The sequence below is a fragment of the Pseudomonas sp. CFSAN084952 genome (assembly GCF_009648855.1).
GTDB classification, from domain to species: Bacteria; Pseudomonadota; Gammaproteobacteria; order Pseudomonadales; family Pseudomonadaceae; genus Aquipseudomonas; species Aquipseudomonas paracarnis.
This window is the reverse complement of sequence record NZ_CP045767.1, coordinates 1892561-1912851: the sequence shown is the minus strand read 5'-3', so window position 1 is coordinate 1912851 and position 20291 is coordinate 1892561. Positions and strand designations below refer to the sequence as shown.

19 protein-coding genes are annotated in these 20291 nt (G+C 60.3%); 11 read left to right on the top strand and 8 right to left on the bottom strand.

Annotated features, from left to right (window positions below):
* Window positions 1-21 precede the first annotated feature (21 nt).
* The gene (locus tag GH769_RS08790) at window positions 22-579 is read right to left on the bottom strand and encodes an NADPH-dependent FMN reductase (RefSeq protein WP_032903539.1); all 558 of its coding nucleotides are present in this window, start codon (window positions 577-579) and stop codon (window positions 22-24) included.
* A 227-nt stretch (window positions 580-806) separates the two neighbouring features.
* Between GH769_RS08790 and GH769_RS08785 the strand changes: the two genes are divergently transcribed.
* Window positions 807-1043, top strand: coding sequence for a hypothetical protein (locus tag GH769_RS08785; RefSeq protein WP_032874044.1), 237 nt, complete (start codon window positions 807-809; stop codon window positions 1041-1043).
* 49 nt (window positions 1044-1092) lie between these two features.
* Here GH769_RS08785 and GH769_RS08780 read toward each other — a convergent pair whose 3' ends face one another.
* Complete coding sequence (locus GH769_RS08780; protein WP_020301563.1) at window positions 1093-1431, bottom strand: hypothetical protein; 339 nt, start codon at window positions 1429-1431, stop codon at window positions 1093-1095.
* 183 nt (window positions 1432-1614) lie between these two features.
* On the opposite strand from GH769_RS08780, the gene GH769_RS08775 reads away from it, so the two are divergent.
* On the top strand, window positions 1615-2523 hold the full coding sequence (locus tag GH769_RS08775) for a LysR substrate-binding domain-containing protein (RefSeq protein WP_014718261.1): 909 nt from the start codon (window positions 1615-1617) through the stop codon (window positions 2521-2523).
* Between the two features lie 4 nt (window positions 2524-2527).
* Here the strand turns inward: GH769_RS08775 and GH769_RS08770 are convergent, their stop codons facing one another.
* The 3 genes from GH769_RS08770 to dnaQ form a co-directional block, all read right to left on the bottom strand.
* Window positions 2528-3097, bottom strand: coding sequence for a GNAT family N-acetyltransferase (locus GH769_RS08770; protein WP_032903567.1), 570 nt, complete (start codon window positions 3095-3097; stop codon window positions 2528-2530).
* Between the two features lie 20 nt (window positions 3098-3117).
* Window positions 3118-5373: an Orn/Lys/Arg decarboxylase N-terminal domain-containing protein gene (locus GH769_RS08765; protein WP_108538502.1), complete on the bottom strand. Its 2256-nt coding sequence runs from the start codon at window positions 5371-5373 to the stop codon at window positions 3118-3120.
* Window positions 5374-5958: 585 nt separating this feature from the next.
* Complete coding sequence (gene dnaQ, locus GH769_RS08760) at window positions 5959-6699, bottom strand: DNA polymerase III subunit epsilon (protein ID WP_164692278.1); 741 nt, start codon at window positions 6697-6699, stop codon at window positions 5959-5961.
* A gap of 202 nt (window positions 6700-6901) precedes the next feature.
* Between dnaQ and GH769_RS08755 the strand changes: the two genes are divergently transcribed.
* Complete coding sequence (locus tag GH769_RS08755) at window positions 6902-7207, top strand: DUF2388 domain-containing protein (RefSeq protein ID WP_032903831.1); 306 nt, start codon at window positions 6902-6904, stop codon at window positions 7205-7207.
* A gap of 135 nt (window positions 7208-7342) precedes the next feature.
* Here the strand turns inward: GH769_RS08755 and rnhA are convergent, their stop codons facing one another.
* Together rnhA and GH769_RS08745 are read right to left on the bottom strand one after the other, a co-directional pair.
* Window positions 7343-7795: a ribonuclease HI gene (rnhA, locus tag GH769_RS08750; protein ID WP_003173571.1), complete on the bottom strand. Its 453-nt coding sequence runs from the start codon at window positions 7793-7795 to the stop codon at window positions 7343-7345.
* A 31-nt stretch (window positions 7796-7826) separates the two neighbouring features.
* Window positions 7827-8585 (bottom strand): class I SAM-dependent methyltransferase, encoded by a 759-nt coding sequence (locus GH769_RS08745; protein WP_003190694.1) that lies wholly within the window; start codon window positions 8583-8585, stop codon window positions 7827-7829.
* A 65-nt stretch (window positions 8586-8650) separates the two neighbouring features.
* On the opposite strand from GH769_RS08745, the gene gloB reads away from it, so the two are divergent.
* The 8 genes from gloB to GH769_RS08705 all read left to right on the top strand — a co-directional run bounded on the left by gloB (window position 8651) and on the right by GH769_RS08705 (window position 19445).
* Window positions 8651-9418, top strand: coding sequence for a hydroxyacylglutathione hydrolase (gloB, locus tag GH769_RS08740; protein WP_032903833.1), 768 nt, complete (start codon window positions 8651-8653; stop codon window positions 9416-9418).
* A gap of 98 nt (window positions 9419-9516) precedes the next feature.
* Window positions 9517-10917 (top strand): transglycosylase SLT domain-containing protein, encoded by a 1401-nt coding sequence (locus GH769_RS08735; RefSeq protein WP_032903834.1) that lies wholly within the window; start codon window positions 9517-9519, stop codon window positions 10915-10917.
* 236 nt (window positions 10918-11153) lie between these two features.
* The gene (locus GH769_RS08730) at window positions 11154-12983 is read left to right on the top strand and encodes an extracellular solute-binding protein (protein ID WP_014718255.1); all 1830 of its coding nucleotides are present in this window, start codon (window positions 11154-11156) and stop codon (window positions 12981-12983) included.
* Complete coding sequence (locus GH769_RS08725) at window positions 12980-14818, top strand: extracellular solute-binding protein (RefSeq protein ID WP_014718254.1); 1839 nt, start codon at window positions 12980-12982, stop codon at window positions 14816-14818. Before GH769_RS08730 ends, GH769_RS08725 begins: the two co-directional genes overlap by 4 nt.
* On the top strand, window positions 14819-15892 hold the full coding sequence (locus GH769_RS08720; protein ID WP_153649617.1) for a microcin C ABC transporter permease YejB: 1074 nt from the start codon (window positions 14819-14821) through the stop codon (window positions 15890-15892).
* 1 nt (window position 15893) lies between these two features.
* Window positions 15894-16913, top strand: coding sequence for an ABC transporter permease (locus tag GH769_RS08715; RefSeq protein ID WP_153649616.1), 1020 nt, complete (start codon window positions 15894-15896; stop codon window positions 16911-16913).
* Window position 16914: 1 nt separating this feature from the next.
* Window positions 16915-18516, top strand: coding sequence for an ABC transporter ATP-binding protein (locus GH769_RS08710; protein ID WP_020301569.1), 1602 nt, complete (start codon window positions 16915-16917; stop codon window positions 18514-18516).
* Window positions 18517-18551: 35 nt separating this feature from the next.
* Entirely contained in the window at window positions 18552-19445 is an 894-nt protein-coding gene (locus tag GH769_RS08705) for an AraC family transcriptional regulator (RefSeq protein ID WP_032903836.1), read from the top strand.
* On the opposite strand, the gene GH769_RS08700 is transcribed toward GH769_RS08705, so the two are convergent.
* A complete protein-coding gene (locus GH769_RS08700) occupies window positions 19387-19974 on the bottom strand; it encodes a LysE family translocator (protein WP_019820289.1) in 588 nt (195 codons plus the stop codon). The genes GH769_RS08705 and GH769_RS08700 overlap by 59 nt on opposite strands.
* Window positions 19975-20291: the final 317 nt, after the last annotated feature.

Sequence of the window (20291 nt, the reverse complement as noted above, 5' to 3'; positions counted from 1 at the left end):
ACATTTGAGCGCATTGCCAAATCAATCCTTCTGTTTTTCTACCCACTTACCGTAGGCATCGATGAATGCCTGCAGGAACGGCTTGGTCTTTTCCGACACCTTCCCCGCCTCATCGAACACATTGCCCGCCCCGCCCAGGTAGGCTTCCGGCTGTTGCATGCACCACACATCCAGGAACACCAGGGACTGGCGCAAATGGTGGTTGGCGCCAAAACCGCCAATGGCACCCGGCGACACGCTGATGATCGCCCCGGGCTTGCCACTCCAGGCGCTCTGCCCGTATGGGCGCGAGCCCACGTCAATGGCATTTTTCAAGGCCGCCGGCACGGAGCGGTTGTATTCGGGGGTGACGAACAGCACCGCGTCGGATGAACTCACTTGTTTGCGAAAAGTACTGTAGGCTGCGGGCGGTGTTGCACCGTCGATGTCCTCGTTGTAGAGCGGCAAGTCGCCGATTTCAACAATGTTCAACTTGAGATTGGCGGGGGCCAGTTCGGCCAGGGCCAGGGCGACCTTGCGGTTGATCGACTCTTTTCTCAAGCTGCCCACCAGGACGGCAATCGTGTAGACCTTGCTCATTGAGGTTTCCCGACTTCTGAATAAAGGAGCTTGTAGTTATAGAGGCTTCGCGACGCGTTCACCAGAGGGTTGTGCGGATTCCCTCGACGTTTTCCTTGCAAGCACTTGCGTAGGAAGCGTCTGAAAATATCAGCGAATAGTATTTTTTTCTTATAGGTAAACTACCCCGCTCCCTGACGGTCTACAGAACCGCAAATCGAGTGTTTATCTCCAGAGGTTCTAAACAGATGGCTGCAGTACTTGTTGGACAGTTTCATGCCAGAGACGCGGAAGGCCGCGTGTATTCGGTGCATGAGTTTCAGGAATCCAACCCGGCGCAAGGCGACCTGGCCGGATCGACGCCCACCACGACCTACAAGCTGGCCATTGGCGACCGTGTAGAAAAGCTGGAAGGTGATGAATTCAAACTGATCCAGTCGGGCACCATTCTCGTGCGCGAGTCCGAAACCACTCTGGCATCGTAAGCGCTTGCCTTGTTCACCTGCTCAGTCCTGGGGGCTGGGCTGGTGAAGCTCATGGGCGGCGGATCTGCGTCATCTCTATGCCCTGTTCGTCTTGCTTGAGCGTCACCAGCACCTGGCCGTGCTCCCCTTGCACGGTAAACATCGAGCGCTTGTAACCTGCTGCGTTGTACGCGGGGTAAGCCTCCACCTCCCTGATCAGGCTGATCCCCACGACTGCGCCCACCTGCTCGCCCACCTGTTGCTGGGAGCGAATAAAGGCTTCCAGTGCGAGATTGTCCGGCGTCGGTTCATCCTGATGATTGAAGAAGTAAGCCGCCAGGCCTCCCACGGTCACCAGGACCACGAGTTGCTTGGCCGTTACCCCGAAGAAAGTCGAGGGTAGAGGCATATGAGACCAGACCTGTTTTTTATTTTAAGTACCGGCAAACCGGCAGGGGTCGTTGCTGATCAGACCCGCCATTCTAATGGGGTCCTGGCTGAGCGCCATAGGCCGGGACGACCCCGGCAGTCTTTTTTGCGCACGAAGGCCTGCGCCATTGAATCCCCTGCGCACTGCACATAGACTCCGGCCATGCGTTTACGTCATATCGAAGTGATTCAGGCCATCTTGCAGACCGGCCACCTCGGCACCGCCGCCGAGTGGTTGCAACTCCCCGTGGGCGATGTAGACGCCACCCTCAAGGATGCCGAGCAGCAACTGGGCTTCATGCTGTTCGCCAGCGTGCGCGGGCGCTTGCAGGCCACGCGGGAAACCCTGGAGTTGCAGGCACAAATCACAACTCTGTATGAAGCCCTGGAGCCGTTGCAACGCCTTGCCAGCCGCTTGAAACACCATCATGCTCCGCCCCTACGCGCCCTCTGCACACCGCCGTTGGCCAACCAACTGTTGCCGCAGAGCATTGCCGCGCTGCGTCGACGCTTCCAGGACATGCCGTGCAACCTGTCGAGCCGGCCAGTTGGCCAGATCATCAACAGCCTGCTGTTGCATGAAGCCGATGTGGGCCTGAGCCTGCATGACCCAGAACACCCCCATATCCAGAGCACGGTGCTGGCCCAAGGCAAATTGCAGTTGCTGGCCCCCCATGGCTGGCTCAAGCCCAAGCAAAAGTACATTGCGCTGCAGGAGTTGGCCGGCCAATCGTTGATCGGCCTTGAAGGCCATGATCCGCTCAGCCGTTTGCTGGACGCCAAGCTGCATGCCCTGCGGCCAGTGCCCGTGGTGCAGACGCGCGTACAAACCTACCCGATGATGCGCGGCCTGGTGGAAGCCGGGGAAGGCCTGGCGATTGTCGACCCGTTCACCGCCTTGGGTGCACGCGAGTCCGGGCTTGATGCGTGCCCGGTGTCACCACCGATAGTGGTCAGCCTGTATGCGCTGACCTTGAAAGACGCTGCGGCCTCCCCTGCATTGAATGCGCTGCTGGAGATCGTCATCCAGAAAGCCGAAAGCCTGCTTGGTAACGACACCAAGCCCCTGTAGGAGGTCAGACCGCCTCCACTTGCGCCTTGAACAACCGATACCAGAAAATCGCGACCTCGCGGGTTTGCGGGTCAATCCCGCGATAACGCAGTTGATCGATGCCGCCCATTACATAGCCACAACGCTCATACAGGCGACAGGCGCCGAGGTTGTTGTTCTGGGTCTCAAGCATCATGCCCGGCAGGTTCTTCTTGCGAGCCCAGAACTGCGCCACGTCCAACAACGACTTGGCCACGCCATGTCGACGCGCCGGTAACGCCACAGCCAACTCGTCAACATGGGCGAAACCGTTCCAGTTGGTGCTGACCACGATATGCCCCACTGCGCGGTCATCCAGGTACGCCATGAAGATCGAGCTGTCGGCGGCATCACGAAAACTGGCGAATTCTTCCGGGTCGATGCCATAGCACTTGCGGTACGGCAGCACTTTTTCCACCGGCCATTGGTCGACGCGCTGGCCCATTTGCGGCACCCCATAGGCGCTGACTTCAAAGCTGAAATCGTTGCCCCACACATAGGCGTCAAAACCTTCGTCGGCGACTCGCACACTGAGCCCTGGATACTTCGGGTTCATCACAGCTTGCATAAACTTCCTTAACCCTTGATGCAATCGACGGTGTAACGACGGCCACTGCCGTCATCTTCGTGTTGCAGCCCATGCACATCCGCGACAAAACCGGGGAAACTGCTATCGAACGTGCGGGCAAATGCCAGGTAATCGATGATTGAACGGGTTGACTCGGTGAAGCGTTCGCCGGGCATGATCAGAGGTATGCCCGGCGGGTAAGGCACCAGCATCACGGCGGCGATGCGTCCGGCCAAGGCATCGATGCAGACCGCCTCCACCTCGCCCCTGACCAGTTGGTCGTAGGCATCGGCGGGTTTCATCGCGATTTGCGGCAATACCGTATACATACGTTTGAGGTGCCTGGCCGTGGCATTACTACGGTAACAGCTGTGCAACTGGTCGCAAAGGTCGCGCAGCCCCAGGCCTTGATAACGCGCCGGGCCTTGGGCATACACCGACGGCAAGCAACTGGCCAGGCTGACATTGGCATCGTAGCTACGCTTGAACTCCAGCAACTCAGTGAGCAAGGTGCTCCATTTGCCTTTGGTAATGCCCATGGAAAACAGCACGAGGAACGAATACAGCCCAGTCTTCTCCACTACCAGACCGCGCTCCCAGAGGAACTTGCTGACCACTGCAGCGGGAATCCCACACTCGCTCAAGGCCCCACCGGCGTTGAGGCCAGGCATCACCAGCGTGACTTTGATCGGGTCCAGCAATACGTAGTCTTCGACCACGTCGCCAAAGCCATGCCATTCATCCCCAGGGTGCAACAACCAATCCGCCGTGGCGACCCGGTCGATGCCCGCGACCGAGGGTGGCTGCCAGATAGAGAACCACCAGTCTTGGGCCGCTATATGCTGGCGCAAGTTGGCCAGGGCACGGCGAAAACTCAAGGCCTCGTCGAACATTTCCTGAAGCAGCGAGCGTCCGGCCGGGCCCTCCATCATTGCCGAGGCCACATCCAGCGACGCGATGATGCTGTATTGCGGCGAGGTGGAGATATGCATCATGAAGGCTTCATTGAAGCGGTCACGGTCCAGTTGCCTTGCGCCGCCGTCCTGCACGTGGATCATCGACGCCTGGCTGAATGCCGCCAGCAACTTATGCGTACTGTGGGTGGTGAACACCAAGGGGCTGTCCGGCGTGCGCGAGGTGCCCATGCCATAGCGCCCGGCGAAGAACTCGTGAAAGGCAGCATAGGCATACCAGGCCTCATCAAAGTGCAGCACCTCGACACTGTTGCCCAGTTGCTGCTTGATCAGTTCGGCGTTGTAACACAGGCCGTCATAGGTGGAGTTGGTCACCACCGCCAATTTCACTTTCGGTGGTCGCCCACGGGTCAAGGGGCTGGCGTCGATCTTGGCGCGGATCGACTCAGGGCTGAATTCGCTCAGGGGGATAGGGCCGATGATCCCCAGCTCGTTGCGCTCCGGGCACAGGTACAGCGGGATCGCGCCGGTCATGATGATCGAATGCAACACCGACTTGTGGCAATTGCGGTCCACTAGCACCAGGTCATCGCGCCCCACCATGGAATGCCAGACGATCTTGTTGGCGGTGGACGTGCCGTTGATCACGAAGAACGTATGGTCGGCGCCAAAGTTGCGCGCGGCGCGTGCCTCGGCTTCGGCCAAAGGCCCGGTGTGATCGAGCAGCGAGCCCAGTTCGGGCACCGACACCGACAAGTCAGAGCGCAGGGTGTTTTCCCCAAAGAACTGATGAAACGCCTGCCCCACCGGGCTTTTGCGATAGGCCACGCCACCGCCATGACCGGGGGTGTGCCAGGAATAATTGGAGTCGGCGGTGTGTTGCACCAGCGCCTTGAAGAACGGCGGCAACAGGCCATCCAGGTACGTGCGTGCGGCGCGGGCGACTTGGCGCGCCAGAAACGGCACGGTGTCTTCGAACAGATAAAGGATGCCGCGCAGTTGGTTGAGCTCGCTCATGGCATCGGCGGGCGCGTTTTCCAGCGTGACTTGCTCGCCCAGCGCAAAGATCGGCAGGTTGGGTGCGCGCAGGCGCGCCAAGCGAATCAACTCCACCATGTTCTGCAACAGATGGGTGTTTTCCCCGGCGCCTTCGGCGGCAATCAGCATGCAGGCCAGACCGTGATGGGTAGCGGCCACTAGCCGCCCCTCGGCGTAGTCCACCGCAGAAAAAATACTGAAGCCCTCCTGTTCCAACTCCCTGGCGATGCCTCGAACCCGGTCACCGGCAACGGTGTCGGCCTTGATGTCACGGTGCACGATCAGAACGGGGAACTTCAGGTCTTTGTACATGAGCACTCTTACTCCGGAGGCTTTGCACAAAGGGTAGAAGCTGGAAGCAGATGTGGCGAATGAAGATTTCACAGGTGGTCGAGAGGTATCTACATAAGTCGCGAGGGAGCTTGCTCCCGTGACGGCCCGCCTGCCGGGCCATACCTGCCTCACACCCCGCGATCAAACTGTGGGAGCTGGCTTGCCTGCGAATGCGGCCTGCCAGCCGACACTTATCTACCTGAGGCTCCGCAATCCAAATGTGGGTGGGCTGGGCCGGCATTCCGGCTTTTCCAAAGTGACCCGCTGTCAGAGCGCAACGCTAAGTGGCCATTACCGCAGGAATGGAGATGTACCCAATCCAACCGTGTTGACTGTCAGGCCGCATTCGCGAGCAAGCCCGCTCCCACAATTTGATCGCGGGGCGTCAGGTCGATAGGCGTTGGCTGGCAGGCCGCTATCGCAGGCAAGCCAGCTCCCACAGTTTGATCGCGCAGCGTCAGGTAGATAGGTATTGGCTGGCAGGCCGCCACGGGAGCAAGCTCCCTCGCCACAGATGCAACTGTGTAAGTACCCATGGCTGCAAGCCTGCTCCTACATGAGCGGTTATTGCTGAGTGAGTTGAGTCCACAACGCCGGCGCACCGGCTGCCTTGGCGATCGCTTCCAAGCGTGCCGCATGCTCGGCCAGGTCCTGCTCGCTGGCACGGATGATCGGCGTCGGTTTGCGATCAGCTGGCAAGCGGCGGATTTCCGAAGGGCGGTTGCCCGAGCCTTCCGCCGAACCGCTGCCATCGGACGCATTACCGGCCAGGGACAGGCTGGTCTGCCCGCCGGTCATGGTCAGATAAACGTCGGCCAGGATCTCGGAGTCGAGCAAGGCGCCGTGGAGTTCACGGCCGGAGTTGTCGACGCCATAGCGCTTGCACAAGGCATCGAGGCTGTTGCGTTGGCCCGGGTGACGCTCGCGGGCCATCATCAAGGTATCGAGGATCGTACAGTGCTGGGAGATGTCCGCACGGTCGGTCTGCCCCATCAGGGCAAATTCGTTATTGATGAAGCCGATGTCGAACGCCGCGTTATGGATGATCAACTGGGCGCCATTAATGAATTCGAAGAACTCATCGGCCACTTCGGCGAAGCGCGGCTTGCCCTTGAGGAATTCGTCGGTGATGCCGTGGACGCCAATCGCGCCCTCATCACTGTCGCGGTCCGGTTGCAGGTAGACGTGGAAGTGGCGGCCGGTCAGGCGGCGCCCCATCAGTTCGACACAGCCGATTTCGATGATCCGGTGACCATCGGTCACCGGCATGCCGGTGGTTTCGGTATCGAGTACAACAGATCGGATGGCCATCAGGGTTCAGCTCTCAACGGTTCGGTACAGTTCAAGGGGCGGGATATTAGCACGCTCTGTAAACGAAGCGCCCATGGCACCCAACCACCGGTGGACACCCAACAGTTATTTACAAGATTTCGCAAACTTGCTGCGGATTACTACGCCCCTCATCGCTAACCTGCGCGCCTCCTCCAGATACGGAATTCCCTGACTCATGTTCAACCTGAAATGGCTGTTCATCCCCTGCCTGCTCAGCGCTGCCGGTGCGCAAGCCACCAGTTTCGTGATGACCACTGACGCCTTGGTGAGCCTGTCGATGAGTGCCACGGGCGGCACCAGCAGCAGCTTCAAGGACGACAAGATTGTGCTGGCAGCCAAGGCCGATGCCGCCTCGTTTGTCGCAAGCGAAGGTGCAATACGCGGTGCCCAACTAGAGTCAGCCTTGCGGCATATTCGCCAGACGAGAGTGGACCTGCGATACACGGACGAACAACTCGCCCGTGCGATCCTGGTTCTGTAAGCGACAACAATCACGGGATCTTTGTGATCAGGCCAACGTCTGCCTGCCTGAAGCTCAATGCCGTGCTGGTAGATTCGCCACACGCGATGGCGGCGGTGAAGCAGCGGCTCGAGCGGCCGCTGCGGTGTCGCTGACTCAGCTCTGCTTGTAGCCGCGCACTTCATCCACGCCACGGTTGGCCAACTGGTCGGCGCGCTCGTTGCCAGGGTGCCCAATGTGCCCGCGTACCCATTTCCAGGTGATGTCGTGACGGTTGCACTGTTCATCGAGCAATTGCCACAGGTCGGCGTTCTTGACCGGCTCCTTGGCCGCTGTCTTCCAGCCACGTTTTTTCCAGTTGACCATCCACTCGTTGATGCCCTTCATCACGTACTGCGAGTCGGTCACCAGGAGTACGTTGCAGCGCCGCTTGAGTTCTTCGAGGCCGCGAATCGCGCCCATCAGTTCCATGCGGTTATTGGTGGTATTGGCTTCGCCGCCCCACAATTCCTTCTCCACGCCCTTGCACACTAGCAAGGCGCCCCAGCCGCCCGGGCCGGGGTTGCCCTTGCAGGCGCCATCGGTGAAGAGTTCTACGCTATCGGTCATCGGTTATTCGGCCTGAAATCAAAAAGAGGTTTTACGGTTCGCGTTGTTCGCGGTTGACCTTGGCCAACGGCATCGGCACGAGCTTGCCGATCGGCTCGCGGCGCACTTGTTGCACCGGTCGCAGCCCGACCACGATCTTGCGTGCAACCAGCAAATAGAAGCCACCACCCGACAGCTGCCAGGCCCCTGCGCGGCGTTCCCAACCGGCCAGGCGGCCCTGCCACTTGGCCGTCGCAAGCGGCGGACGATAGCACCCGAAGCGGCGTTTCTCCAGCGCGAAGCCCAGCAGGTTGAGCCAGTCGCCCACCCGTGATGGCGCGATGCAACGCGCCTGACGCAGTCCGTCATGGGCGAACACACGGCGCAGGCCCCAACTGCTCCAGGGGTTGATGCCGACAATCAGTAAATGGCCACCAGGGCGCACGCTGCTCGCCGCTTCGCGCAACAAACCGTGGGGCGACAGGCAGAAATCCAGGCCATGCTGCAACACCACCACATCGGCGGCGTGTTCGCTCAAGGGCCAGGCCTGTTCCTCGCAGACGATTTCCACACCTGGCAATGGCGCGCCCAGGCGTACATTGCGTTGCACCTGCGGTGCCGAGGGCGGCGTGTCGGCCGACGGCCCGTAATGCACCAGGTAGCCCCCAAAGAACCGGCCCAGCTCGTCTTCGAGCATGCGCCGCTCTTCTTCCAGCAAAAACTGCCCAATCGGCCCGGACAACCATTCGCGGGCGGCGCTGATCAGGGCCAGCCACTCAGGATCGGCCTGGGCGAACGCTTTATCAGTCATTGCATTCTCCAACTCGCCTAGACGTTCTAAGATGCACCAATGTGTTCAGCTTGGCGAATCGAAGAATGATACAGATCAGTGCCCTACCCGCCTTCACCGACAACTACATCTGGTTGTTACAAGACCCCACGACCCTGCGCTGCGCCGTGGTCGACCCCGGCGATGCCGCGCCAGTACTGGCCTGGCTCAAGCAGAATGCCGAGTGGCGCCTCAGCGACATTCTGGTCACCCATCATCACCATGATCATGTGGGCGGTGTGGAGCAACTGAAAACTGTCACCGGCGCCACGGTCTACGGCCCGGCCAACGAAAAGATCCCGGCGCGGGATGTGGCCTTGCAGGATAACGACCGTATCAGCGTGCTGGGCTGGGACTTCGACGTGTACGCCGTGCCTGGCCACACCCTCGGCCACATCGCCTTTTACCACCAGGGCGTATTGCTGTGTGGCGATACCTTGTTCGCCGCGGGTTGCGGTCGCCTCTTCGAAGGCACACCCGAACAGATGTACAGTTCCCTGGAACGCCTGGCCGCCCTGCCCGCCGATACGCAGGTGTACTGCACTCACGAATACACGCAAAGTAACTTGAAATTTGCCCAAGCCGTGGAACCGCACAACGCCGACATCGCCGAACGGGTGGAAAATGTCGCCCAACTTCGCGCCCGTGGCCAGATGACGCTGCCATCCAACCTGGCCCTGGAAAAACGTACTAACCCTTTTCTGCGCACCGCTGAAACATCCGTTAAACAAAAAGCGGACGAACGGAACGGCCGCGACAACCGCTCTGGGGCCGAGGTGTTTGCTAGCTTGAGGGCTTGGAAAGATAAGTTCTAACCAGATGCAATCTGATACGTAATTTCTGAATGGTTGACCGGAACCAAAGCGCTTTCTAGAATCGCCCGACATTTTTGCCCGGAACTTACTTCCAGCCAATGTCGTCATCTATTCGTAAATCCATTTCTTCAGACGCATTGACCCGCCTGGCTCAAGCCGTGGCGGTGGCCGTTTCCGCGACTCTGGCGGGCTGCCAATCGACCAATTACGCTGCACAATCCACCGTGCAACCCAAACCGAATCTTGCTGCCAAGATCAAGCAAAAACCTATTTGGCTATCAGAGAAGCCCAGCCCCGAAATACCCCAGGACGTCTGGGAACGCATGCGTCGGGGCTTTCAATTGCAGGACGGTGTCGGCGTCAACCCGCGCATCGAGCAACAGCGCCTGTGGTTCGCCAGTAACCCCTCGTTTCTGGAGAATGCCGGCGAACGCGGCAGCCTCTACATTCATTACATCGTCGAACGCCTTGAAGAACGCAACATGCCTCTGGAACTGGCGCTGCTGCCAGTGATTGAAAGTGCCTACAACCCAATGGCCTATTCGCGCAGCGATGCGGTCGGCTTGTGGCAGTTCATTCCCTCCACCGGGCGCTACTTCAATCTGCGCCAGACCCGCGCCTACGATGGCCGCCGCGACATCACCGCCTCCACCACCGCCGCCCTGGACTATCTGACGCGTCTGCATGACATGTTCAACGGCGACTGGCTGCTGGCCCTGGCGGCCTATAACGCCGGCGAAGGCACGGTCAGCCGGGCAATCGAGCGCAACGAAAAGCTCGGCCTGCCCACTGACTACTGGAACCTGCCCCTGCCTCAGGAAACCAAGGACTATGTGCCCAAATTCCTGGCCTTGTCCCAGGTGGTACTGGCGCCCAAGGCCTATGGCGTCAACCTGAACCCGATTGCCAACACACCGTACTTCGAAGTAGTTGAAGTCAAGCAAAGCATGGACCTGTCACGGGTTGCCGCGCTGGCCGAGATCGACGAAGACGAACTGTTCCAGCTCAACCCGGCCTTGAAACAACGCACCACTCTGGATGGCCCCCAGCATCTGCTGGTACCAACCTCCAAGGCCCAACTGCTGACCAGCACCCTTTCGACGATGAAGCCGGAAGAATTGCTGAGCATGCGCCCCAAGAAGCCGGTGTTCGACGAAGTCGAGACCAAGGCGGTTGCCGGGCGTACCCGCAGCTACAAGGTACGCAGTGGCGATAACCTCACGCTGATCGCCAAGGCCAACAAGGTTGACGTGCATGACCTGCAGCGCTGGAACAAGCTCAACGGCCAGGCGCTCAAGGTCGGCCAGACCCTGGTGATGCAGGACACGCGTAAAGTCGCGGCGAAAAAACCGGTGCAGTACAAGGTCAAGAGAGGTGACTCGCTGTACATGGTGGCCAAGCGCTTCAACGTTGAGATGCAACACCTCAAGCGTTGGAACCCGCGCACCGGCCAGGCATTGAAGCCAGGGCAGATGCTGGTGGTTTCCGGGCCGCGCTAATACCTCGGGGAGAGCTGGCTTGTGTGGGAGCTGGCTTGCCTGCGACGCAGGCACCTCGGTCTATCAGTCAGACCGCAGTGATGCTATCGCAGGCAAGCCAGCTCCCACATTTGACCTTCACACCGTCCAATAGCTCGCAGTGCGCAACATGGCCTTCCCGACAGCCTTTTTCCAACCGGAACAAGCTGTTACTGTACCGATCATAAAGCCCAAGCCGCCTGGATCGGATCTCTGACTTGAAGCGTCCCCTCCTTCTACTAATAAGCCTGGCCTTGAGCTTTGCGGCGAACGCGACGATCACCGAGAGCCACGGTTATGCGCAGTTCGGCACACTCAAGTACCCGGCCAAATTCACCCATTACGATTGGGTAAACCCTGCAGCGCCCAAAGGCGGGACGCTGCGGGTGATGGCATTTGGCACCTTCGATACGCTCAACCCCTACACCTTCAAGGGTTCAAGCCCGGTTTCCACCGCCAACTTCCTGCAGTACGGCGTCAACGAGCTCAATGAACCCTTGATGGTGGGCACCGGGCAATACGCGCCGTCGGGCGATGAACCCACCTCCAGTTATGGCCTGATTGCCCAGTCGGTGGAATACAGCGAGGACCGCAGTTGGGTGGTGTTCAACCTGCGCCCCGAAGCACGCTTTCACGACGGCAAGCCGATCACCGCCGATGACGTGGCGTTCTCCTATCGCACCCTACTGACCGAAGGCCACCCGCAGTACCGCACCAATCTGCAAGAAGTGGCACGGGTCGATATCCTCAACCCTCACCGTATCCGCTTTGTGTTCAAGCGCGCCGGCAACCCCTTGCTGATCCTGCGCCTGGGCGAGTTGCCGGTGCTGCCCCAGCACTATTGGAAAAACCGTGATTTCAAGGCCACCACCTTCGAGCCGCCCCTGGGCAGTGGGCCTTATCGCATCACCAAGGTTGCGCCTGGGCGGCAACTGGTGTTTGAACGGGTCAAGGATTACTGGGGCAAAGACCTGCCGGTCAACCAGGGTTTCTATAACTACGACAAGGTTGAAGTGGAATTCTATCGCGACAGCGATGTGGCCTTTGAAGCCTTCAAGGCCGGTGAATTCGATATTTATATCGAGCATCAGGCCAAGAACTGGGCCACCGGTTACAACTTCCCGGCGGTCAACCGCGGCGATGTGATCAAGGCGCAGATCGCCCATCAGATCCCCACCCAGAGCCAGGGCCTGTTCATGAATACCCGGCGACCGGCGTTCAGCCAGGCCAAGGTGCGTGAAGCCCTGGGGTTGATGTTCGATTTTGAATGGACCAACCGCACGCTGTTCAGCAGCGCCTACAAGCGTTCGGTGAGCTATTACCCCAACAGTGAATTCTCGGCCACCGGTCTGCCCGTGGGCCATGAGTGGTTGATGCTCTCGCCCTACCGCGACCAACTGCCGGCCGCGCTGTTTACCCAACCGTTCAGCCTGCCGCACACCGATGGCCGTGGCATTCCCCGCGAAACCCTGCGCCAGGCCCTGGCCCTGCTCAGCGAGGCCGGCTGGAAACTGTCGGGGCAGCGCCTGCTGGACAAGGGCGGGCAACCGCTGCGCCTGGAAATCCTGTTGGTCAACCCGAACCTTGAGCGCATCCTGCAACCTTATGTCGAAAATCTGACCCGCATCGGCATCGACGCCCGCTTGCGCACCGTTGACCGCGCACAGTACAAACAGCGCCTCGATCAATTCGATTTCGACATGATTCTGATGACTCTCAACCAGACCTTGAGCCCCGGTCTTGAGCAGTGGCAGTACTTCCACTCCAGCCAGGCCGCAATCAAGGGCAGCAAGAATTACGCCGGTATCGCCAACCCGGTGGTCGACCACCTGCTGGACCAACTGCTGGCGGCGCAGACCCGCGACGAACAACTGGCTGCCGGCCGCGCCCTGGACCGGGTGCTGCTGTGGCAGCACTACAGCATTCCCAACTGGTACCTCAACTATCATCGCCTGGCGTACCGCAACCGGTTCGCCTTCGTCACCACGCCGCCCTACAGCCTGGGCCTGAGCGCGTGGTGGCTGAAAGCTTCGGAGAAAGCCCAATGATGTCCTTGCGTACTACCCTGCTCGCCAGCCTGTTGCTGTGCACCGCGGCGCACGCCGCGCCGCAACATGCGCTGACCCTCTACAACGAGCCCCCCAAGTACCCCGCCGACTTCAAGCATTTTGACTACGTAAACCCCGACGCACCCAAGGGCGGGACCTTCCGCGAATCAGCCATGGGCGGCTTCGACAGCCTCAACCCCTATATCAGCAAGGGCGTGCCGGCAGACAACCTGCCGCTGATCTACGACACCTTGGCCATGCAAAGCCTGGACGAACCCATCACCGAATACGGCCTGGTGGCTGGCAAAATCGAAAAAGCCCCGGACAACAGCTGGGTGCGCTTCTACCTGCGCCCCGAAGCGCGCTTCCATGATGGCCACCCGATCCGCGCTGAAGACGTGGTGTTCACCTTCCAGACCCTGATCAAGGAAGGCAACCCGCTGTACCGCAACTACTACGCCGACGTCGATGAAGTCGTGGCTGAAGACCCGTTGCGCGTGCTGTTCAAGTTCAAGCGCACCAACAACCGCGAATTGCCGCTGATCCTGGGGCAGTTGCCAGTGCTGCCTAAACACTGGTGGGCGACCCGGGATTTTTCCAAGGGCAATCTGGAAGTCCCCTTGGGCAGCGGGCCTTACCAAGTGGCGGAGGTCAAGCCAGGCCGTATGATTCGCTACGAGCGGGTCAAGGATTATTGGGCCAAGGACCTGCCGGTCAATAAGGGCTTCTACAACTTCGATACCCGCATCACCGATTACTACCGCGACAGCACCGTCTCCCTGGAAGCCTTGAAGGCCGGGCAGTTCGACTACTGGTTGGAGTTCAGCGCCAAGAACTGGGCCAATGCCTACAATATTCCAGCGGTGAAAGAAGGCCGTTTGATCAAGGAAGAAATCCCCAACGGCAACCCCACCGGCATGCAGGGCTTCGTGTTCAACATGCGCAAGCCGATGTTCCAGGACGTGCGGGTGCGCAAGGCCATCAGCCTGTTGCTGGATTTCGAATGGAGCAACAAACAGCTGTTCAACGGTGCCTACACCCGTACCCGCAGCTATTTCGAAAACTCGGAAATGGCCGCCACCGGCCTACCCGGTCCGGACGAGCTGGCGATTCTCGAGCCGCTGCGCGACAAGATCCCTGGCGAAGTCTTCACCCAGGCATTCGAACCGTCCCACACCGACGGCAGCGGCATGATTCGCACCCAACAGCGCGAGGCCTACCAACTGCTGCAAGAAGCGGGCTGGAAGATCGTTGACGACAAAATGGTCGACAATACCGGCAAACCGGTGACCATCGAGTTCCTGCTGGCCCAGACCGAGTTCGAGCGCATCCTGCTGCCGTTCAAGCGCAACCTGGCGGACCTGGGCATCGACCTGGTGATTCGTCGGGTGGACGTCTCGCAGTTCGTCAACCGCCTGCGCTCCCGCGACTTCGACATGCTGGTGGGTAGCTTCCCGCAATCCACCTCGCCGGGTAACGAGCAGCGCGAGTTCTGGAAATCCTCCAGCGCCGACAAGCCCGGCAGCCGCAACTACATGGGCCTCAAGGACCCCGCCGTCGACCAGTTGGTGGAAGAGTTGATCGACGCCGGTTCGCGGCAAAGCCTGATCGCCCACGCCAGGGCGCTGGATCGCGTGCTGCAGTTCGGCTACTACGTGATTCCCAACTGGCACATCAAGACCTTCCGCGTGGCGTACTGGGACCACCTGGGCCACCCCAAGGTCTCGCCACGCTACGACGTCGGCACCGCCACTTGGTGGGCTAAACCCGACGTCAAACCGGCGGTATCCCTCGACACCACGCAGAACGCCGATGCGGCGAGCGGAGGCGATTGAATGCTGGCCTATATTGTTCGCCGCCTGTTGCTGATCATCCCCACGCTGTTCGGGATCTTGCTGATCAACTTTGTCATCATCCAGGCCGCTCCCGGCGGCCCGGTGGAGCAAATGATCGCCAAACTCGAAGGCTTCGACGGCGCCACCAGCAGCATTGCTGGCGGCGGGGCCGAAGTTGCGGTGGCCGGTTCCAGCTACCGTGGCGCCCAGGGCCTGGACCCGGCGCTGATCAAGGAAATCGAAAAGATGTACGGCTTCGACAAATCGGCGCCGGAACGCTTGTGGATCATGGTCAAGAACTACGCCCAGCTGGACTTCGGTGACAGCTTTTTCCGGGACGCCAAGGTCATCGACCTGATCAAGGAAAAGATGCCGGTGTCCATTTCCCTCGGGTTGTGGAGCACCCTGATCATGTACCTGGTGTCCATCCCCCTGGGGATCGCCAAGGCCACGCGCCACGGCAGCCATTTCGATGTGTGGACCAGCTCGGCGATCATCGTCGGCTACGCGATACCGGCGTTCCTGTTTGCGATTCTGCTGATCGTGGTGTTTGCCGGTGGCAGTTATTTCGACTGGTTCCCCTTGCGCGGGCTCACCTCCAACAACTTCGAGGAGTTGAGCTGGGGCAGCAAGATCCTCGATTACTTCTGGCACCTGGCGCTGCCCGTCACCGCCCTGGTGATCGGCAACTTCGCGACCATGACCCTGCTGACCAAGAACAGCTTTCTCGACGAGATCAACAAGCAGTACGTGGTCACCGCCAAGGCCAAGGGCCTGACCAACCGCCGCGTGCTGTATGGCCACGTGTTCCGCAACGCCATGCTGCTGGTGATCGCCGGTTTCCCTTCGGCCTTCATTGGCATCTTCTTTACCGGCTCGTTGTTGGTGGAGGTGATCTTCTCCCTCGACGGCCTGGGCCTGATGAGCTTTGAAGCGGCGATCAACCGTGACTACCCAGTGGTGTTCGGCACGCTGTTTATCTTCACCCTGCTGGGGCTGATCGTGAAACTGATCGGCGACCTCACCTACACCCTGGTCGATCCGCGAATCGACTTTGCCAGCCGGGAGCATTGAGATGAACCTGTCCCCCCTCAATCGCCGCCGGTTCGAGCGGTTCAAGGCCAACAAGCGTGGCTGGTGGTCGCTGTGGCTGTTTCTGGTGCTGTTCGTGCTGAGCCTGGGCGCCGAGTTGATCGCCAACGACAAGCCCCTGGCGGTGCACTTCGACGGCGGCTGGTACTTCCCGGCGCTCAAGCGCTACCCGGAGACTACCTTCGGCGGTGAATTCCCGCTGGAAGCCAACTACAAGAGCCCGTATATCCAGGAACTGCTCAAGGCCAAGGACGCCTGGACCTTGTGGGCGCCGATTCCGTTCAGCTACCAGAGCATCAATTACGACCTGAAAGTCCCGGTCCCGGCGCCGCCGTCCTCGGTCAACCTGCTGGGCACCGATGACCAGGGGCGCGATGTGCTCGCGCGGGTGATCTACGGCTTTCGTGTATCGGTGCTCTTCGCCCTGACCCTGACCATACTCAGCTCGATCATCGGCGTGATTGCCGGCGCCTTGCAGGGCTTTTATGGCGGCTGGGTCGACCTGGCCGGGCAACGTTTCCTGGAGATCTGGTCCGGCTTGCCGGTGCTCTACCTGCTGATCATCCTGGCCAGCTTCGTGCAACCCAACTTCTGGTGGCTGCTGGGGATCATGCTGCTGTTTTCCTGGATGAGCCTGGTGGATGTGGTGCGCGCCGAGTTCCTGCGCGGGCGCAACCTGGAGTACGTGCGCGCGGCGCGGGCGCTGGGCATGCAGAACGGCGCGATCATGTTTCGTCACATCCTGCCCAATGCGATGGTCTCGACCATGACCTTCCTGCCCTTCATCCTCACCGGCGCCATTGGCACCCTCACCGCCCTGGACTTTCTCGGCTTCGGGCTGCCGGCAGGTTCGCCGTCGCTGGGTGAGCTGGTGGCCCAGGGCAAGTCCAACCTGCAAGCGCCGTGGCTGGGCATGAGTGCCTTTGCGGTGCTGGCGATCATGTTGAGCCTGCTGGTGTTTATCGGCGAGTCCGCTCGCGATGCGTTCGACCCGAGGAAATGAGATGAATCCGGACAATCTGATCGAAATCCGCGACCTCAGTGTCGAATTCGTCACCGGCGAGCACCACCACCGGGTGGTCAACCACGTCAGCTTCGACATTAAGCGCGGCGAAACCCTGGCGCTGGTGGGTGAAAGCGGTTCGGGCAAATCGGTCACCGCCCATTCGATCCTGCGCCTGCTGCCCTACCCGTTGGCCAGGCATCCGTCGGGCACTATCGAGTATTCAGGGCAAGACCTGCTGACGCTTAAAGAGAAGACCCTGCGGCATATACGCGGCAATCGGATTGCGATGATCTTCCAGGAGCCGATGACCTCGTTGAACCCGCTGCACTCCATCGAAAAACAGATCAACGAGGTGCTCGGCCTGCACAAGGGCCTGACCGGCACGGTCGCCACCCAGCGCACGTTGGAATTGCTGGAGCTGGTGGGTATCCCCGAACCGCACAAACGCCTCAAGGCCCTGCCCCATGAGCTGTCCGGCGGCCAGCGCCAGCGGGTGATGATCGCCATGGCCCTGGCCAACGAGCCGGAGTTGTTGATTGCCGACGAGCCGACCACGGCGCTGGATGTCACCGTGCAGTTGAAGATCCTGGAATTGCTCAAGGAGCTGCAGGCGCGGCTGGGCATGGCCCTGCTGCTGATCAGCCACGACCTCAACCTGGTACGGCGCATCGCCCATCGTGTGTGTGTGATGCAGCAAGGTTGCATCGTTGAACAGGCCGATTGCGAGACACTGTTCCAGTCGCCCCAGCATCCCTACACCCAGGAATTGCTCGCGGCGGAGCCCAGTGGTGGGCCAGCCAACAATGATGTCGGCCCTCCGCTGCTGGAAGTGGACGACCTGAAAGTCTGGTTTCCGATCAAGAAAGGCTTTTTGCGCAATACCGTCGATTACGTCAAGGCTGTGGACGGCATCAACTTCAGCCTGCCCCAGGGCCAAACCCTGGGCATCGTTGGCGAAAGTGGCTCGGGCAAGTCCACCTTGGGCCTGGCAATTTTGCGCCTGATCGGCAGCCAGGGCGGGATTCGCTTCGAAGGCCAGCAACTGGACCGCCTCAGCCAACAGCAGGTGCGCCCGTTGCGCCGGGAAATGCAGGTGGTGTTCCAGGACCCGTTCGGCAGCCTGAGCCCGCGCATGTGCGTCAGCGAGATCGTTGGCGAAGGCCTGCGTATCCACAAGATGGGCACGCCCGCCGAACAGGAAGCGGCGATTATCGCGGCGCTCAAGGAAGTGGGCCTGGACCCCGAATCCCGGCATCGCTACCCCCATGAATTTTCCGGCGGCCAGCGCCAACGCATCGCTATCGCCCGAGCGCTGGTGCTCAAGCCGCGCCTGATCCTGCTGGACGAACCCACCTCGGCCCTGGACCGCACGGTACAGCGCCAGGTGGTAGAGTTGCTGCGCGGTTTGCAGGCCAAGTACAACCTGACCTACCTGTTTATCAGCCATGACCTGGCAGTGGTGAAGGCGCTGAGTCACCAGTTGATGGTGGTCAAGCAAGGCCAGGTGGTGGAACAAGGCGATGCCCAGGCTATTTTTGCTGACCCGCAACATGCCTATACCCGGCAGTTGCTCAAGGCGGCTTTTTTGGTGCCGGCCTGACGGCACGCGGGTGCAAATGCAGGAGAAATAACGCCATGTCGCTCAGCCCAATCGCCCGTCCCGCAGACACGCCGCGCTTCTGGCGCGACGAACGCCTGCCGTTCATCGAAGCGCGCACCATCGCCGACGGGCGCAAGGTCACCTACACCCGGCACGCCCATGAGCATTTTTCCATCGGTGCGATCACCACCGGCTGCAGCTATTACCACTATGGCGCGCGCACCTTCGAAATCAGCGCCGGCACCGTGGTGCTGATGAACCCAGGCGATGTGCATGCGTGCAACCCCATCCATGACCAGCCCTGGTCCTACCACATGCTGTACCTGGACACGCCCTGGCTGACCGACCTGCAATACCAGCTGGGGTTCAGTACCGACCAGGGCTACCGGCCATTCGACACGCCCCATACCCGCGACACCACGCTGTACCACGGCTTGCTCGACCTGTACCGCACGCTAGTGGATGAACAGGCCGAACTGCTGCAAAAACAGAGCACGCTGGTGAGTTACTTCACCGAGGTGCAACAGCGTCTGAACCCTTCGTTGGCACCGGTACGCGAGGTCAACCACAAACTCGAACGCGCCGCCGACTACATCCGCGCTTACTGCACTCAGGCCTTGAAACTCGAAGACATCTGCCAGGCGGCCGATCTGTCGCCGTCTTACCTGATCCGCGCGTTCAAGCAGTATTACGGCTTGACGCCCCACGCCTTCATGGTCAACCGACGCATCCAGTTTGCCCGCAGCCAACTGCGCAATGGCGCACTGATTGCCGACGTCGCCCTGGCCGCGGGCTTTGCCGACCAGGCGCACTTCCAGCGCACCTTCAAACAACACTTCGCGGCCACGCCGGGGCAATACCGCGAGAACCTCAAGCCATCAGCAAATAACCCACACTGGCCACCAGCAACGCGGCCATTGAGCGGTTGAACAGCCGTACACCTTTGGGGTTGTTCAAGTAGCGGCGTAAAAACGTCCCCGCATACACCCAGCACGCCACCGACAGGTAGCAGATCACCAGGTAAAGCGCGGCAAACAACCACACCTGCGCCGCATCGCCATCAGCCACAAACAACCCCATGCCTGCCACACACGCCAGCCAGGCTTTCGGGTTGAGCCACTGCATGATCGCGCCATACAGCATCGACGGCGCGGTGTCGGTACCGTCAGCGTCCAGCCGACCATCGTCCACGGCGAGTTTCCACGCCATGTACAACAGGAACGCGACTCCGCCCCAGCGGATCAATTGGATCAGTATCGGCCAGCGCACCAGCACTTCATGCAGCCCCAGGCCGATCAGTATCAACAACAAGGTGAAACCTACGGCGGCGCCCAACACATGTTTCTGGCTGGCGACAAAACCGAAACGCGCGCCGGCACTTAAAGCAACCACATTGACGGGGCCGGGCGTGATGGACGTGGCCAGGGCAAAAGCGGCCATGGAGAGGATCAAGCTCATTACAGTTCCTTGTGTGATGCCAACGATGTTGAGATCACGGTAACGCGCCGGGCGATGAGCGTATTGAACAAAATGCCCCTGGGCGCTTCAGAAACGAACGCTGATCTGATGGATGCCCCCACGATCAAACTATGGGAGCTGGCTTCCACATTGGTCATGCATCGCCCAAAGGATCTACGCCTGGCACCGGTCCCCAGTGGGAGCGGGCTTGCCCGCGAAGGCGGCGTGTCAGCCACTGCATCTTTAACTGAACCACCGCTTTCGCAGGCAAGCCAGCTCCCACATTTGGACCGTGGGGCGTCACGGGAGCAAGCGCT

What these genes read in the sequence shown, in the direction of transcription:
- GH769_RS08720 (WP_153649617.1), top strand. Translation starts at nt 14,819, where the DNA reads ATGCTGGCCTATATTGTTCGCCGCCTGTTGCTGATCATCCCCACGCTG.
- GH769_RS08710 (WP_020301569.1), top strand. Translation starts at nt 16,915, where the DNA reads ATGAATCCGGACAATCTGATCGAAATCCGCGACCTCAGTGTCGAATTC.
- GH769_RS08735 (WP_032903834.1), top strand. Translation starts at nt 9,517, where the DNA reads ATGTCGTCATCTATTCGTAAATCCATTTCTTCAGACGCATTGACCCGC.
- GH769_RS08755 (WP_032903831.1), top strand. Translation starts at nt 6,902, where the DNA reads ATGTTCAACCTGAAATGGCTGTTCATCCCCTGCCTGCTCAGCGCTGCC.
- GH769_RS08765 (WP_108538502.1), bottom strand. Translation starts at nt 5,373, where the DNA reads ATGTACAAAGACCTGAAGTTCCCCGTTCTGATCGTGCACCGTGACATC.
- gloB (WP_032903833.1), top strand. Translation starts at nt 8,651, where the DNA reads ATGATACAGATCAGTGCCCTACCCGCCTTCACCGACAACTACATCTGG.
- rnhA (WP_003173571.1), bottom strand. Translation starts at nt 7,795, where the DNA reads ATGACCGATAGCGTAGAACTCTTCACCGATGGCGCCTGCAAGGGCAAC.
- GH769_RS08770 (WP_032903567.1), bottom strand. Translation starts at nt 3,097, where the DNA reads ATGAACCCGAAGTATCCAGGGCTCAGTGTGCGAGTCGCCGACGAAGGT.
- GH769_RS08705 (WP_032903836.1), top strand. Translation starts at nt 18,552, where the DNA reads ATGTCGCTCAGCCCAATCGCCCGTCCCGCAGACACGCCGCGCTTCTGG.
- GH769_RS08775 (WP_014718261.1), top strand. Translation starts at nt 1,615, where the DNA reads ATGCGTTTACGTCATATCGAAGTGATTCAGGCCATCTTGCAGACCGGC.
- GH769_RS08745 (WP_003190694.1), bottom strand. Translation starts at nt 8,585, where the DNA reads ATGACTGATAAAGCGTTCGCCCAGGCCGATCCTGAGTGGCTGGCCCTG.
- GH769_RS08700 (WP_019820289.1), bottom strand. Translation starts at nt 19,974, where the DNA reads ATGAGCTTGATCCTCTCCATGGCCGCTTTTGCCCTGGCCACGTCCATC.
- GH769_RS08785 (WP_032874044.1), top strand. Translation starts at nt 807, where the DNA reads ATGGCTGCAGTACTTGTTGGACAGTTTCATGCCAGAGACGCGGAAGGC.
- GH769_RS08790 (WP_032903539.1), bottom strand. Translation starts at nt 579, where the DNA reads ATGAGCAAGGTCTACACGATTGCCGTCCTGGTGGGCAGCTTGAGAAAA.
- GH769_RS08725 (WP_014718254.1), top strand. Translation starts at nt 12,980, where the DNA reads ATGATGTCCTTGCGTACTACCCTGCTCGCCAGCCTGTTGCTGTGCACC.
- GH769_RS08780 (WP_020301563.1), bottom strand. Translation starts at nt 1,431, where the DNA reads ATGCCTCTACCCTCGACTTTCTTCGGGGTAACGGCCAAGCAACTCGTG.
- GH769_RS08715 (WP_153649616.1), top strand. Translation starts at nt 15,894, where the DNA reads ATGAACCTGTCCCCCCTCAATCGCCGCCGGTTCGAGCGGTTCAAGGCC.